This window comes from Streptosporangium sp. CA-115845 (genome assembly GCF_050943795.1).
GTDB lineage: Bacteria > Actinomycetota > Actinomycetes > Streptosporangiales > Streptosporangiaceae > Streptosporangium.
The window spans coordinates 6,402,814-6,417,420 of the sequence record NZ_CP191988.1; the positions used below are offsets into that span (position 1 = coordinate 6,402,814).

The 14,607-nt window shown below is 70.6% G+C and carries 13 protein-coding genes; 6 read left to right on the forward strand and 7 right to left on the reverse strand.

The window, feature by feature from the left end; all coding sequences use genetic code 11:
- The first annotated feature begins 12 nt into the window (after positions 1-12).
- The 3 genes from ACQP0P_RS30890 to ACQP0P_RS30900 all read left to right on the forward strand — a co-directional run bounded on the left by ACQP0P_RS30890 (position 13) and on the right by ACQP0P_RS30900 (position 2,708).
- Positions 13-678 carry a response regulator gene (locus tag ACQP0P_RS30890; protein ID WP_433361213.1) on the forward strand — a complete coding sequence of 222 codons (666 nt, stop codon included), beginning with the start codon at positions 13-15 and terminating at the stop codon, positions 676-678.
- 125 nt (positions 679-803) lie between these two features.
- On the forward strand, positions 804-1,016 hold the full coding sequence (locus ACQP0P_RS30895) for a hypothetical protein (protein ID WP_433361216.1): 213 nt from the start codon (positions 804-806) through the stop codon (positions 1,014-1,016).
- A gap of 27 nt (positions 1,017-1,043) precedes the next feature.
- Positions 1,044-2,708 (forward strand): alpha/beta hydrolase, encoded by a 1,665-nt coding sequence (locus tag ACQP0P_RS30900; protein WP_433361219.1) that lies wholly within the window; start codon positions 1,044-1,046, stop codon positions 2,706-2,708.
- A gap of 75 nt (positions 2,709-2,783) precedes the next feature.
- On the opposite strand, the gene ACQP0P_RS30905 is transcribed toward ACQP0P_RS30900, so the two are convergent.
- The 4 genes from ACQP0P_RS30905 to ACQP0P_RS30920 are packed head-to-tail and all read right to left on the reverse strand — an operon-like array spanning position 2,784 to position 8,500.
- Positions 2,784-3,941, reverse strand: coding sequence for an acyl-CoA dehydrogenase family protein (locus ACQP0P_RS30905; RefSeq protein WP_433361222.1), 1,158 nt, complete (start codon positions 3,939-3,941; stop codon positions 2,784-2,786).
- A gap of 2 nt (positions 3,942-3,943) precedes the next feature.
- On the reverse strand, positions 3,944-4,891 hold the full coding sequence (locus ACQP0P_RS30910; protein WP_433361225.1) for a hydroxymethylglutaryl-CoA lyase: 948 nt from the start codon (positions 4,889-4,891) through the stop codon (positions 3,944-3,946).
- Between the two features lie 37 nt (positions 4,892-4,928).
- A complete protein-coding gene (locus ACQP0P_RS30915; protein WP_433361227.1) occupies positions 4,929-6,896 on the reverse strand; it encodes a biotin carboxylase N-terminal domain-containing protein in 1,968 nt (655 codons plus the stop codon).
- Positions 6,897-6,931: 35 nt separating this feature from the next.
- Positions 6,932-8,500: a carboxyl transferase domain-containing protein gene (locus tag ACQP0P_RS30920; RefSeq protein WP_433361230.1), complete on the reverse strand. Its 1,569-nt coding sequence runs from the start codon at positions 8,498-8,500 to the stop codon at positions 6,932-6,934.
- A 90-nt stretch (positions 8,501-8,590) separates the two neighbouring features.
- On the opposite strand from ACQP0P_RS30920, the gene ACQP0P_RS30925 reads away from it, so the two are divergent.
- Positions 8,591-9,190, forward strand: coding sequence for an SACE_7040 family transcriptional regulator (locus ACQP0P_RS30925; RefSeq protein ID WP_433361233.1), 600 nt, complete (start codon positions 8,591-8,593; stop codon positions 9,188-9,190).
- 6 nt (positions 9,191-9,196) lie between these two features.
- Here the strand turns inward: ACQP0P_RS30925 and ACQP0P_RS30930 are convergent, their stop codons facing one another.
- Complete coding sequence (locus tag ACQP0P_RS30930) at positions 9,197-10,066, reverse strand: universal stress protein (RefSeq protein WP_433361236.1); 870 nt, start codon at positions 10,064-10,066, stop codon at positions 9,197-9,199.
- A gap of 255 nt (positions 10,067-10,321) precedes the next feature.
- On the opposite strand from ACQP0P_RS30930, the gene ACQP0P_RS30935 reads away from it, so the two are divergent.
- Together ACQP0P_RS30935 and ACQP0P_RS30940 are read left to right on the forward strand one after the other, a co-directional pair.
- Complete coding sequence (locus tag ACQP0P_RS30935; RefSeq protein WP_433361239.1) at positions 10,322-12,538, forward strand: thiamine pyrophosphate-dependent enzyme; 2,217 nt, start codon at positions 10,322-10,324, stop codon at positions 12,536-12,538.
- 131 nt (positions 12,539-12,669) lie between these two features.
- Entirely contained in the window at positions 12,670-12,924 is a 255-nt protein-coding gene (locus ACQP0P_RS30940) for a hypothetical protein (protein WP_433361242.1), read from the forward strand.
- A gap of 44 nt (positions 12,925-12,968) precedes the next feature.
- On the opposite strand, the gene ACQP0P_RS30945 is transcribed toward ACQP0P_RS30940, so the two are convergent.
- Together ACQP0P_RS30945 and ACQP0P_RS30950 are read right to left on the reverse strand one after the other, a co-directional pair.
- The gene (locus ACQP0P_RS30945; protein ID WP_433361245.1) at positions 12,969-14,114 is read right to left on the reverse strand and encodes a magnesium and cobalt transport protein CorA; all 1,146 of its coding nucleotides are present in this window, start codon (positions 14,112-14,114) and stop codon (positions 12,969-12,971) included.
- A 10-nt stretch (positions 14,115-14,124) separates the two neighbouring features.
- The gene (locus ACQP0P_RS30950; RefSeq protein WP_433361248.1) at positions 14,125-14,601 is read right to left on the reverse strand and encodes a nuclear transport factor 2 family protein; all 477 of its coding nucleotides are present in this window, start codon (positions 14,599-14,601) and stop codon (positions 14,125-14,127) included.
- Positions 14,602-14,607: the final 6 nt, after the last annotated feature.

Consider the following 14,607-nt stretch of genomic DNA (forward strand, 5'->3'; position numbering starts at 1 on the left):
GGAGGGGAAGAAGTGATCAAGATACTGGTCGTCGACGACCACGCGGTGGTGCGCTTCGGCTTCCGGATGATCCTGAACGCCCAGGACGACCTCTCCGTGGTGGGTGAGGCGGGCGACGGTGACGAGGCGCTCATCCTCGCCCGCGACCTGCTCCCCGACGTGGTGCTGATGGACCTGCACATGCCGGAGGCCGACGGTGTCACCGCCACCGGGCGGATCACCGCCGAGCTGCCCGGCGTGCGCGTGCTCGCGCTGAGCACCTTCGACCTGGACGAGTACGTCATCGAGGCGCTGCGGGCCGGAGCCTCGGGCTTCCTGCCCAAGGACGTCTCGCCCGAGGAGTTACTGGAGGGCGTGCGGGTGGTGCACCGCGGCGACTCGGTCGTCGCACCGCGGCTGCTGACCCGGCTGATCGGCACGTTCGTCCGGGCCGTACGGCCCCGGCCCGCGACGATGCCGCCGGAGCTTGCCGGACTGACCGACCGGGAGCGTGAGGTGCTGGTCCTCATCGCACGAGGGCAGTCGAACCTGGAGATCGCCGGGACGTTGGACGTGGCGGTTTCCACCGTGAAGAACCACGTGACCAGCCTGTTCGCCAAACTCGGCGTCCGCGACCGGGCCCAAGCGGTGGTCGTCGCCTACGAGGCGGGTTTCGTCACCCCGGGCACCGCCGGCTGATCTTTCCCCTTCCGGTTCCATGGGACCGTGCTCCCATACGGGGAGGCGGCCGGGGCTCGGCTCCCAGGGGGAAACCATTCCCGGCTACGAGGAGCCGGTCCCGATCGTGGACAAGCCTGGAAGGCATGAACGCAGACCAGCGATCCATCACGCGCCGGGCCACGGCGGCGCTCGTCACGGCGGGCACCTGCGGCACGCTTCTCGCCTCGGTCCTCACCGCTCCGAACGCCACCGCCCGCGACCACGACACGCCCCGCCCGAACGCGGGCGGGTTCCGGCATCCGTGCGCTTCGGCGAAGACCCGCTGCGACGGGGAGATACGGGTGCCGCTCGACTGAAACGACCCCGCTTCGGAGCGGATCACGGTGGCGTTCGCCTGGCTACCCAGGAAGGACGCCTCCCACCCGGCAGCCGGGACCGTACTGGCCAATCCGGGCGGGCCGTCGCCGGCGCTCCCCGCGGTGCCGTCCCTGACCGAGGCACTGGGACCGGTGCTCGACCGGCACAACCTGCTGGTGGTCGAGCCGCGCGGTCTGGGAAAGTCCAGCCCCGTGCTCTGTCCGGGGCTCGACCTGGAACGCCAGGAGACCGTCACCGCCTGTGCCACCCAACTGGGTCCTCGCGGCCGGTTCTTCACCGCCGACCAGGCCGTCACCGACATGAACGCCGTACGCGATGCCCTGGGCGTACCGAAAGTGATGTTCTACGGCATCTCGTACGGCACCTTGTTCGCCCAGGCGTACGCCACCCGCCACCCGGGCAGCGTCTCCGGGGTGCTGCTCGACAGCATTGTGGCCACCGGTCAGGACGGTTACCTGACCGGGCCGATCCGGACCCGCGCCGACCTGCTCGACGTGGCCTGCGCCCCCTCTCGCGCCTGCCGGCGGTTGCCGGGCGATCCCGCCGACGCCCTCGCCAAGCTGGTACGGCACCTGCGCACCCACCCCGATCCGGAACTGCGGCTTTCGTCGCTCGCGCACCTGACGAACAACCTCTATCTGCCGTTGGTCGGCCGCGAGGAGAGCGCGGCCGTCGCCGCCTATCTGGACGGCGATCCGCTCCCGCTGCGCCGGCTGGTGCGAGTGATCGACGCGGCCCCGGCCGCGCCGCTGCGCGGGGCGGAACTGGCGGGCCTGCTCTCCTACATGTGCGGTGACGCCGCCTTCCCCTTCGAGCGCGCCGCTCCGGCGGACGAGCGGCGGCGCCGGCTGGACCGCTACTACGACGAGAAGCACCCCTTCAGGCCTTTCACCGTCACGGACCTGGGCGGATCCCTCCCGGGAAGACCGGTCCTCGGCATGCAGGACATCTGCGTCGGCTGGCCGACTCCTCGCGACAGCCCGCCCGTACCGCCGGGCGCGGAACACCCCCGGGTGCCGGTCCTGGCCCTGGGCGGGGACTTCGACTCGACCACCCCGGCGGAGGCGGCCGCGGTGACCCGGCGCTTCCCCGGTTCCACCTTTTCCCGGGTTCGCTTCGCCTCCCACAACCTCACCACGGGCCCCCAGGTGAACGGATGCGTCCGCGATGCGATGCGCGCCTTCCTCACCGACCCGGGTGCCTTCGACGACAAACCCCGCTGCGACGAGGCGAACTACCGCGCCCTCGGTTCCTTCCCCGAGACCGTGGCGCAGGTGCCTCCGGCACGCGGCACCCGCCTGGCCGCCGGAGAGCGGCAGGTCCTCGCGGCCGCCTTCGCCACCGTCGCCGACGCGACGGCCAGGCGCAATCCCCTCAGGTCCCCGTACTGGCAGCCGGCCACGGAGGCGGGCCTGCGCGGCGGCCTGCTGACGTTCGACGACAAGGCGGCCACCGTCCGGCTGCGAGACGTCCGCTTCGTCGGCGACCTCACGGTGAACGGCGAGATCCGCCTGGGCGATGACGCGATGGCCCGGCTGACCGTCATCGACGGCGACGGCGAGTCCCACCCGGTGAGGCTCTCGTGGAAGGCCTTCCACCCCAAGGATGACACCACCGTCTCCGGAACCTTCGCGGGGCACGGCTTCATCGCGACGATCCCCGCACACTGACGCCCCGAACTCACCGCCCCAGGCGGCGGTCCTGTGCCTGCTTCACCCAGCCGGGACCGCCGCCCTCTCGATGGCTCAGAGGTCGCCGAGCCCCAGCTCACGGGCGATCAGCATGCGCTGGACCTCGCTGGTGCCCTCGCCGATCTCCAGGATCTTGGCGTCGCGGTAGAAGCGGCCGACCGGGTATTCGTTCATGAACCCGTAGCCGCCGAAGATCTGGGTGGCGTCGCGGGCGTTGTCCATGGCGGCGTCGCCGGCGACGAGCTTGGCGATGGCCGCCTCCTTCTTGAACGGCTCCCCCGCGAGCATCTTCTCCGCGGCGTGGTAGTAGGCCAGGCGGGCGGTGTGGGTGCGCACCTCCATATCGGCGATCTTGAACTGGATGGCCTGGTAGTGGCCGATGGGGTGGCCGAACGCCCGGCGCTCGCGGACGTAGCGCAGCGACTCGTCCACGCAGCCCTGGGCCAGCCCGGTGGAGAGCGCGGCGATGGCGATGCGGCCCTCGTCGAGGGTCTGCAGGAACTGCGCGTAGCCGCGCCCGCGCTCGCCGAGCAGGTTCCGCGCCGGGACCCTGCAGTCGTCGAAGGAGAGCCCGCGGGTGTCGGAGCAGTTCCAGCCCACCTTGGAGTACTTCTTGGCCACGGTGAGGCCCGGGGTGCCCGCCGGCACCAGGATCGTGGAGATCTCCTTCTTGCCGTCGGCCCGCTCGCCGGTGATCGCGGCCACCCCGATGACGCCGGTGATGTCGGTGCCGGAGTTGGTGATGAACGCCTTCGTGCCGTTGATCACCCACTCGTCGCCGTCCAGCACCGCCGTGGTGCGCATGCCGCCCGGCACGTCGGAGCCGCCGCCCGGCTCGGTGAGACCGAAGGCGCCCAGCATCTCGCCCGACGTCAGCCGGGGCAGCCACTCGGCGCGCTGCTCGGCCGTGCCGAACCGGTAGATCGGCATGGCGCCCAGCGACACCGCGGCCTCGACGGTGATCGACACGCTGGAGTCGACCCTGGCCAGTTCCTCCAGGGCCAGGCAGAGCGCGAAGTAGTCGCCGCCCATGCCGCCGTACTCCTCGGAGATCGGCAGCCCGAACAGGCCCATCGCGCCCATCTGCCGCACGATGTCGTAGGGGAACTCCTCGCGCTCGTAGAGGTCGCCGATCACCGGGGCCACCACGTCGCGGGCGAACGCCTCGACGGTCTTGCGCAGCTCCTCGTACTCGCCGGTCAGCTTGGGCATGGTCACTCCTTCTCCACGGGGGTGCGGGACGGGCTCCCGGCGAGGGCCTGGACGACCCGCGACGGGCTGGGGCGGCCGAGCCTGCCGGCCAGCCAGGTGCTGGTCTCCACCAGCAACGGAAGATCAAGGCCGGTCTCGACGCCGAGACCGTGCAGCATCCAGACCAGGTCCTCGGTGGCGAGGTTGCCGGTGGCGCTCTCGGCGTACGGGCAGCCGCCGATGCCTCCGGTGGAGGCGTCGACCACCCTCACACCCTCCCGCAGCGCGGTGAGGGTGTTGGCCAGGGCCTGGCCGTAGGTGTCGTGGAAGTGGACCGCGAGCCGGGAGGGGTCGCCGAAGGCCTCGATCAGCGCGGCGACGTGGCCGGCGGTGCCGACGCCGATGGTGTCGCCGAGGGACAGCTCGAAGCAGCCCAGGTCGAGCAGCCTGCGCCCGACGGAGACGACCTGGGCGATCGGCGTCGGGCCCTCCCAAGGGTCGCCGAAGCACATCGACACGTACGCCCTGACCTTCAGGCCGTGCGCCAGGGCCCGTGCGACCACCGGCTCGAACATGTCGAACTGCGACTCCAGCGTCCGGTTGAGGTTCCGGCCCGCGAACGTCTCGGTGGCGCTCGCGAAGACCGCGATCTCCTGGACGCCGTGTTCGAGCGCGCGGTCCAGGCCACGCTCGTTGGGCACGAGCACCGGGTAGCACACCCCCGGGACCCGCTCCATGGTCGTCAGCAGCTCCGCGGCGTCGGCGAGCTGGGGCACCCACTTGGGGTGCACGAAGCTGGTGGCCTCGATCACCCGGTGTCCCGCGGCGGCCAGCCGGGCGATGAACTCGGCCTTGACCTCGACCGGGACCACCGCCGCCTCGTTCTGCAGCCCGTCGCGCGGCCCGACCTCGTAGATCGTGACCCGCTCGGGCAGTCCCTCCGCCCCGATCCGCTGCGGCTCGCGCATCATGCCCTCCCGCCCCTCTGACGTTCCGGTACGGCGCGCATCACCGCTCCTGTCCGTCGACCACGGCCAGCACGGCGTCCATGCCGACCGCCTGGCCCGTCCGGACCCGCAGCTCGGCGACGACCCCGTCGGTCGGCGCGGTCACGGTGTGCTCCATCTTCATCGCCTCCACGATGAGTAGCGGCTGCCCCTCGGTGACCCGGTCGCCGGGGGCCACCTTCACCACCAGAACGGTGCCCGGCATCGGGCTGCGGACCAGGCCGTCCCCTGGACCGCCCGCGCCCGCCCGGTCGCCGGGGTCGCCCAGGTGGCGGTGGGTGAACGCCCAGGCGTCGCCGTCGCGGCCGAGCCACACCGTGTCGCCGTCCCTGGCGACGGCGTAGCGCCTCACGGTCTCACCGAGGGTGACGAGCAGGTCGTCGCCCTCGTCGGCCAGCAGCGCCCGTACCGTCCCGGCGCCGGAAAGATCACCGGAGAGCAGGACCTCGGCGCCGGAGGCGGGCAGGCCGCGCACCCTGAGCTCGTGGACCCCGTCGCGGCTCTCCAGCCGGTAGACGGTCCACGCCGCCTCGCCCAGCCGCCAGCCGTCGGGGACGTCCCACGGGTCGGCGTGCCCCGCGGGGACGTGCTCGCGGTGCAGGACCAGGGCCGCGGCGGCCGGCACGTCGTCGGGGACGCCCGCACGGGAGACCAGCTCGTCGAGGTGGCGCTCGACGAGGCCGGTGTCGAGATCTCCCGCGACCACCGCGGGATGGCCGATCAGGGCGCGCAGGAAGGAGATGTTGGTGGGCACTCCGAGCACGGCCGTGGCCGCGAGCGCCCCGTCGAGCCGCCGCAAGGCGCTCGCCCGGTCCGGCCCCCAGGCGATGACCTTCGACAGCATCGGGTCGTAGTCGCTGCCGACCACGCCCCCGGCCAGCAGGCCGGAGTCGACCCGCACGCCGGGCGGCTCGCGCAGCGCGAGGACCCGGCCCCCGGTCGGCAGGAAACCCCGGAAGGGGTCTTCCGCGTAGACCCGGGCCTCGACGGCGTGACCGTCGAGCCGCACCTGCTCCTGGGTGAGCGGGAGGGGCTCGCCGGCGGCGACCCTGAGCTGGAGCTCGACCAGGTCCAGGCCGGTGACCAGCTCGGTGACGGGGTGCTCGACCTGCAGGCGGGTGTTCATCTCCATGAAGTAGTAGTCGCCGGTGGAGCCCTGGACGATGAACTCCACGGTGCCGGCGCCGGTGTAGCCGACGGACCTGGCGGCCTCGACCGCCGCGGCGCCCATCGCGGCCCTGGTCGCGGCGTCGAGAAGCGGGGAGGGTGCCTCCTCGACGATCTTCTGGTGGCGGCGCTGGAGGCTGCACTCGCGCTCGCCCAGGTGGATGACGCCGCCGTGGGCGTCGGCCATCACCTGGATCTCGATGTGCCGGGGGTTCTCCACGAACCGCTCGATCAGCAGGGTCGCGTCACCGAACGCGGCGGCGGCCGTGCGGCGGGCGGACGCCAGCGCCTCCGGCAGTTCCGCCGCGGAGCGCACGAGCACCATGCCCTTGCCCCCGCCGCCCGCCGAGGGCTTGATCAGCGCGGGGAAGCCGATCCGCTCGGCGGCCTCGGCCAGATCGTTGTCCGGCTCGGCTCCGCCGGGAACGACGGGGACGCCGGCCGCGGAGACGGTGGCCTTGGCGCGGATCTTGTCGCCCATGGCCTCGACGGCCTCCGGCGGCGGGCCGACGAAGACGAGGCCGGCCTCGGCGCAGCGCCGGGCGAAGGCGGCGTTCTCCGCGAGGAAGCCGTAGCCGGGGTGCACGGCCTGGGCTCCGGTCGCCGCCGCGGCGGCGAGGATGCCGTCGACGTCGAGGTAGCCGCCGGCGAGCCGTACCGCGACATCGGCCTCGCGGACGTGCCGCGCCCCGGCGTCGGCGTCGCTGTGCACTGCCACGGAACGGATGCCCAGTCTGCTGAGCGTGCGGGTGATCCGCAGGGCGATCTCGCCGCGGTTGGCGACGAGGACGGTGTCGAACATCCGGCGGGGTGCTGATGGGTGGGTCATGGGTGCGGTCACATCCGGAAGACGCCGTAGCCGACAGGGTCGAGGGGGGCATTGGCCGAGGCTGACAGGGCCAGGCCCAGGACGGTTCGGGTGTCGAGGGGGTCGATGACCCCGTCGTCCCAGAGGCGGGCCGTGGAGTAGTAGGGGTTGCCCTGCTCCTCGTACTGCCCGCGGATGGCGTCGGGGTCGGCGTTGCCGACCGTGGACAGGACGTTGGCGGCCTGCTCGCCGCCCATCACCGAGATCCGGGCTCCGGGCCACATCCACAGGAACCGGGGCGAGTAGGCGCGCCCGGCCATCGCGTAGTTGCCGGCCCCGAACGAGCCGCCGACGACCACGGTGAACTTGGGCACCCGGGCGCAGGCGACGGCGGTGACCATCTTCGCGCCGTGCTTGGCGATGCCGCCCGCCTCGTAGGCCCGGCCGACCATGAACCCGCTGATGTTCTGCAGGAAGACCAGCGGGGTGTTGCGCCGGTCGCACAGTTCGATGAAATGGGCGCCCTTGAGCGCCGACTCGCCGAACAGGATGCCGTTGTTGGCGATGATCCCGACGGGGTGACCGTGGATGCGGGCGAACCCGGTGACGAGCGTGCTGCCGTACTCGGCCTTGAACTCGCCGAACCTGCTGCCGTCGACGATGCGGGCGATGATCTCACGGACGTCGTACGGGGTGCGGGTGTCGGCGGGGACGATGCCGTACAGGTCGCGGGGGTCGCAGGCCGGCTCCTCCGACGGCAGGCGCTCCCAGGGGGAGGGCGTGCGCGGCGCGAGGGTGGAGACGATGTCCCGGACGATCCTCAGCGCGTGGCGGTCGTCGTCTGCGAGGTGGTCGGTGACGCCGCTGACCCGCGCGTGCAGGTCGCCGCCGCCCAGATCCTCGGCGCTGACCTCCTCGCCGGTGGCCGCCTTCACCAGCGGCGGGCCACCGAGGAAGATCGTGCCCTGGTTGCGGACGATCACCGCCTCGTCGCTCATCGCCGGGACGTAGGCGCCGCCCGCCGTGCAGGAGCCGAGCACCGCGGCGATCTGCGGGATGCCGCGCGCCGACATGGTGGCCTGGTTGTAGAAGATCCGGCCGAAGTGCTCCCGATCCGGGAAGACCTCGTCCTGCCTGGGCAGGAACGCGCCTCCGGAGTCGACGAGGTAGACGCAGGGCAGGTTGTTGTGGAGGGCGACCTCCTGGGCCCGCAGGTGCTTCTTGACGGTGATCGGGTAGTAGGTGCCGCCCTTGACGGTGGCGTCGTTGGCGACGATCACGCACTCGCGGCCGGAGACGCGGCCCACCCCGGTGATGATCCCGGCGGCGGGCGCCTCGTCCCCGTACATCCCTCCCGCGGCCAGCTGGGAGAGTTCCAGGAATCGCGAGCCGGGGTCGAGGAGGGAGTCGACGCGGTCGCGGGGCAGCAGTTTGCCCCGGGAGACGTGCCTGGCGCGCGACTTCTCCGGGCCTCCCAGCCTCGCGGCCGCGACGCGTTCCCCGAGGTCGGCGACCAGCCGCTCGTTGACCTCGGCGTTGTGCCTGAAACCCTCGCCGCCTGGGTCGCAGGTGCTTCGCAGCACCGGCCAGCCACTCATGCGGGCCCTCCTGTCCGGCTCCGTCGCCGCTGGGTTAACGATCACTAACTTCACCACAGATGTTAGTCATTATTAACGTTACCGTCTACCATGCGGAAGGTGACGACTGCCCAGCCCGCTACCCGCAATCGCGGCTCGCGGCGCGCCGAGATCCTGGACGCCGCGGCGAGACTGTTCGCGGCGCGCGGCTTCCACGGTGTCTCGATCGAGGACATCGGCGGCGCGGTCGGCACCTCGGGTCCGGCCCTCTACCGGCATTTCAGTGGCAAGGAGGCCCTGCTCTCCGAGATGCTGCTGGACGTCAGCGAGCGCCTGCACGCCTCGGGCACCCGCCGCGTGACCGAGGCAGCCGGCGCCGAGCAGGCCCTGAACGCCCTGCTCAGCTGCCAGATCGAGTTCGCCCTGAGCCATCCGGCGCTGATCACGGTGCACGACAGGGAACTGGACAACGTACCCGAGCCCGCCCGGCGACGGATCCGCAGGCTACAGAGGCTGTACGTCGAGGAGTGGGTCACCGTGCTGAGCGAGCTCTACCCGGGCCGTTCCCAGGCCGAACTGCGCGCCGCGACCCACGCCGTCTTCGGGCTGCTCAACTCCACACCGCACAGCGCCGGCGAACTACCGCCCGCGGTGATGGCCGAACTGCTGCGCGGCATGGCCCGCGCGGCGCTGGCCACATCCCAAGGTTAATAATCACTAACTCATGATATGGGCGCCCTTGCGGGGGGACGTGAGCCACGCCTGCGAGGGGTTCACCATGACCGTGCACGGCGCCTCGCGCAGCAGCATCTGGCAGGCCGGGCCGATGGCGAGGCCCGGCGGGTCGTCGTGCTCCCTGTCGGCCACCACCATCAGGTCCGAGCGGTCGGCCGCGTAACGGAGCACCTCGACGTGAGACCTCGTCTCGATCATGGTCTCCACCTCCAGCTGCGGATACCTCTCCTCCCACAGCGCGACGTTGGTGTTGAAACGGACCGCCACCCGCCGGGTGTCGTCGGCGCCCTCGGGGCAAAGGCAGATCACCAGCAGCGTCGCCCTGCGCAGACTCGCCTCCTCGAAGGCCAGACCGAGCTCCGCCGACTCCAGGTGCGCGTCCTCCACGGCGATCGCGACGCGGTCGGTGCGGAGGTGGCCCGCCTGCCTGACGACGGCCACCGGGCAGCGGGCGTGCGAGGCGACCTGGACCGTCGTCGAGCCGATCTTCAGCTCGTCGAAACCACCGGAGCCGCGCGGGCCGATCGCGACCAGCTCGGCCACACCCGACACGCTCACCAGGGCCGCCGCCGGCGACCCCTCCACCAGCTGGCCGCGCACCTGCGCCCGGGGGGCCAGATCGTGCGCCAGGGCCACCCCCCTCTCCAGGATGTGCGAGCCCATACGCCGGATGACCGCGGTGGTCTCGTGGGTGACGGAGAGCATCGGGTAGGGCCACTGCCAGGCGTGACAGATCAGCAACGGGAGGAATCTGAGGCGGGCCTCCTCAAGAGCCCAGCGCAGTGCCCGCCGGCTCTCCACGGAGTCGTCGTATCCGACGACCACCGGCCGCCCATCGTCCTGTACCAGCATTGCGGCCCCCTCCCGCGTCACCCACTTCCATACTTCACTGATCCTCACGCTCCGTAAGACGGCCATTCACAAGTCTTTCCTCGTTTTCCGGCTCGTACCGGCAAAGGCACTCCCTTGACCACTGTTTCCGATAATCAGCGGTAAATTCTGACAACCTGTCATGGAAGAATGTTGAACGAGGCCGATCCGCGACCCGGCCGCACCAAAGATGTCAAGGTTGAGGACGGCGTCCGTCGATGAGGACATAATCGGGCTGTGGCGCGCGACACTGTTGAGACCCACTTCACCGAGGCCGTGGCCGCCCTCTCTCCCGGGGCGCCGCGCGATCCCGGCCTTCCCGTACGGGAGGGCACGACCCTGACCGGAGCCCGCTGCCGCGAGTTGTTCGAGTTCCAGCTGGGCAGCAGGCTGCTGGACGTCACCGCCCGCTGGCTTCGCGAGCAGGGTCAGGGCTTCTACACCATCGGCTCGGCCGGACACGAGGGCAACGCCGCGATCGCCGCCGCGCTGCGCGTCACCGACCCCGTCCTCCCGCACTACCGATCCGGCGCCTTCTACCTGACCCGGTCGGCGATGGCGGGACGGCTGCCCGAGGAGGGGATACGCGACGTGCTGCTCGGCCTGACCGCCTCGGCCGAGGAACCGATGGCCGGCGGGCGGCACAAGGTCTTCGGTCATCCCGACCTGGCGGTGATCCCGCAGACCTCCACGATCGCAAGCCACCTGCCGCGCGCGGTGGGCGTGGCCTTCGCCATCGAACGCACCCGCCAGCTCGGCCTGCCGGGGCCGTGGCCGGCCGACGCGATCGCGATGTGCAGCTTCGGCGACGCCTCGACGAACCACGCCAGCGCCCTGTCGGGACTCAACACCGCCGCCTACGGCTCCTACCAGAAGCTGGCGCTGCCGATCCTGTTCGTCTGCGAGGACAACGGCCTGGGCATCAGCGTGCGCACCCCCGACGGCTGGGTCAAGGCCGCCCACCACCCACTGTTGAGGTACTTCGAGGCCGACGGCTGCGACCTGGCCGACGTCCACGACGTGGCACTGGCCGCCGCCGACCACGTCCGCTCGAATCGCGCCCCGGCCCTGCTGCATGTCGGCACCGTCCGGCTGATGGGCCACGCGGGCTCGGACGTGGAGCTTTCCTACCGGACCAAACGGGAGATCGACGCCGACCGCGCGCGCGATCCGCTCGTCGCGACCGCCAGGCTGCTCGTCGAGGCCGGTCTGATCACCCCCGACGAGCTGCTGCTCCGGTATGAGACGACGCGCGAGCACCTGTTCAAGATGGCCATGGAGAGCTCACGGCGGCCCCGGCTGGTCTCCGCCCTCGACATCGTCGAACCGCTGGCCCCGCGCACCCCCGCCGCCGTCGCCGCGGCCGGCAGGAAGGTCGCGGCCCCCGAGGCCAGGGCGAGGGCCTTCGGCGGCAGGCTCCCCGAGCAGGAGGGCCCACTGACCCTCTCCCAGGCCATCAACCGCACCCTCACCGACTCCCTGGCCGCCCACCCCGACGTGCTGGTCTTCGGCGAGGACGTGGCGCGCAAGGGCGGCGTCTACGGCGTCACCCGCGGCCTGCAGAAACGCTTCGGTCTCGGCCGGGTCTTCGACACCCACCTCGACGAGCAGGCGGTGCTCGGCCTGGCACTCGGCTCGGGGGTCTCCGGCCTGCTGCCGGTGCCCGAGATCCAGTACCTGGCCTACCTGCACAACGCCCTGGACCAGATCCGCGGCGAGGCCGCGACGCTCCAGTTCTTCTCCCAGGGCGCCTTCCGCAACCCGATGGTGCTGCGCGTCGCCTCCTACGCATACCAGAAGGGCTTCGGCGGCCACTTCCACAACGACAACTCCGTCGCCGCGCTGCGCGACATCCCCGGCCTGGTCGTGGCCTCCCCCGCGCGTCCCGATGACGCCGCCTCGATGCTGCGCACCTGCCTGGCCGCCGCCCGCACCGACGGCAGCGTCTGCGTCTTCCTTGAGCCCATCGCGCTGTACAACACCCGCGACATGTTCGAGGAGGGCGACAACGGCTGGCTCTCCCCGTACGCGCCCCCGGCCCGCTGGGCGGAGACGCACATCCCGATCGGGCGCGCCCGCAGCTACGGCGACGGCCGCGACCTGACGATCGTGACCTTCGGCAACGGCCTGCGGATGAGCCTGCGCGCCGCGGTCAGGCTCACCGCCGAGGGGCACAGCTGCCGGGTGCTCGACCTGCGCTGGCTCTCCCCCCTGCCGGTGGAGGATCTGATGCGTGCCGCCGAGCTGACCGGAAGGGTGCTGATCGCCGACGAGACCCGCCGTACCGGAGGGGTCTCGGAGAGCATCGTCGCCGAGCTGATCGACGCGGGTTTCACCGGCAGGATCGCCCGGGTGACCTCCTTTGACAGCTTCATCCCGCTGGGCGAGGCGTCCAGGCACGTGCTGCTGTCGGAGGCCGAGATCGAGGCCGCCGCCCGCAAACTGCTCAGCTGATTCCCCCGGACCGAAATCCCGGAACCCGCCTCCACCTCCTGCCGTAACGTGTTGAATCAGCCACGTACTGTTACGGTCTGCGACTCCGGTCCATGGACAGGCAGCCCCAATTCCCCCGAGCAGGAGGTAGCGTGCCCGACGCGGCGATCAAAAGCACTGGTCAGCGCATAACGGTTCTGGAGGCCTGGGCCTTCAGAACCGACTGCGACCTGGCGGACATCAAGGAGACCTTGAGCGATCTCCCAACGATCATTCGCAGGGAGGTCACGAACGAGATGGCCGCCAAGGAGCCCTCCACCGAGGTCGCCGACCTTGAAACAGAGCTGAGGGCCCGCATGGACTCCATGGAGGGCAAGCTGGATCTGATCCTGGCCAAGCTCAACTGACGGCGCTGATGTGGCCAGGCGCCTCCTGTCGGGAGGTGCCGGGCTCAGAGCCAGTCCCGGCGTTTGAACACCAGGTACAGGGTGAGACAGACGCCCGCCATAAGAAGGATCGCGAAGGGGTAGCCCCACGTCCAGTGGATCTCGGGCATCACGTCGAAGTTCATTCCGTAGATGGTGCCGACGAGGGTGGGGGCGAACAGGATGGCGGCCCAGGCGGAGATCTTCTTGACCTCCTCGTTCTGCGCGTTGCTCGCCTCGGTGAGCCTGGTCATGTGCTCGTTCTGGGCTTGGGCGACCATGGTCGAGTTGACCACGAGGATGTCGTGAAGCATCTGGCGGAAGCCGCTGACCCGCTCCGCGACGGTGATCACGTGGTCGGCCACGTCCCGCAGGTATCTCTGCAGTTCCTCGTCCACCCCGTACTTGGCGGCCCCCGCGATGAAACCCTCGATCATGCCCAGTAGCGGCTGGGTGGCCCGCTGGAACTCGATCACCTCGCGCGACAGCTCGTAGATGCGGCGGGAGACCCCGGGCTCGTTGCCGAAGACCTGCACCTCGATCTCGTCGATGTCGTTCTGCAGACCGGCGACCACGGGGGCGTAGCCGTCCACCACCGCGTCGAGGATGGCGTAGAGCACCGCCTGCGGGCCCTGGCCGAGCAGGTCGGGGTCGTGCTGCATCCTGCGGCGGACCTGTGACAGGTCGGGGGCCTCGCTGTGCCGTACGGTGATCACGAAGTTCTGGCCGACGAAGACGTGCAGTTCGCCGAAGTCGACCTCCTCGGCCTCGTCGAGATACCTGGCGGGGCGGAGCACCACGAACAGGGTGTCGCCGTAGCGGTCGGCCTTGGGCCGCTGGTGAGCGACGATGGCGTCCTCGACCGCCAGCTCGTGCAGGTCGAACTTCTCGGCGACGTCGAGGATGACGCTGTCCTCCGGCCGGTAGAAGCCGATCCAGGCCATGCTGTCCGGGGTGTTCCTCAGGCACTCGAAGGCGTCGGGAAGAGACTCGGGGGTGGCGGAGCGGTACCCGTTGACGTAGATCGCGTTGTCGATGACGCGCGAGCGGGGTGGGACCGGCAGCCCGTCACCGGCGGATCTGGGGTCCATCGAACGCTCGGGGGACTCCCGACCGGCGCCGGGACGCCCACGCATCAGGCTTCGCAGGCCCCGCACTCGCCGGTCGGTCACACGTGTCTCCTCATCGGGTGGTCATGAACTCTTGCAGCGACCGCATCGCGGTGTTGCGGATCTTGGCCCTGAGCATCGGGGTCCAGCCGAGGATGATCCCGGTCGGCAGGCCCATGGCCATCTTGGACCAGCGCCGCAGGTCGAAATCGTCGTGGTGGCGAACGATAAGTCCGTCCTCGAAACGGAAGAGAGCGTCGATTTCATTGACGACCCTCCTGCCCGTCTTGCCGAAGGTGTAACTGGCGGTCCAGTGCGCGGTGCCCTCGTACCGGCGGACGGCGATGTCACGGACCTCCACCCCGAGATCGGTACTGCGGCCGAGCAGCATCCGCCACATCCCCATGACCTTGTCGCGTCCTTCGAGATCCTGGAAGACGGGGTCTCCGAACGTGACGTCGGGGTGGTAACAGCGCTCCATCTCGTCGGCGTCACGACGTGCGAAGGCGTCATAGAACGTCTTGATGAGCTCGGCGTTTCGGTCGTTCACGAGTCT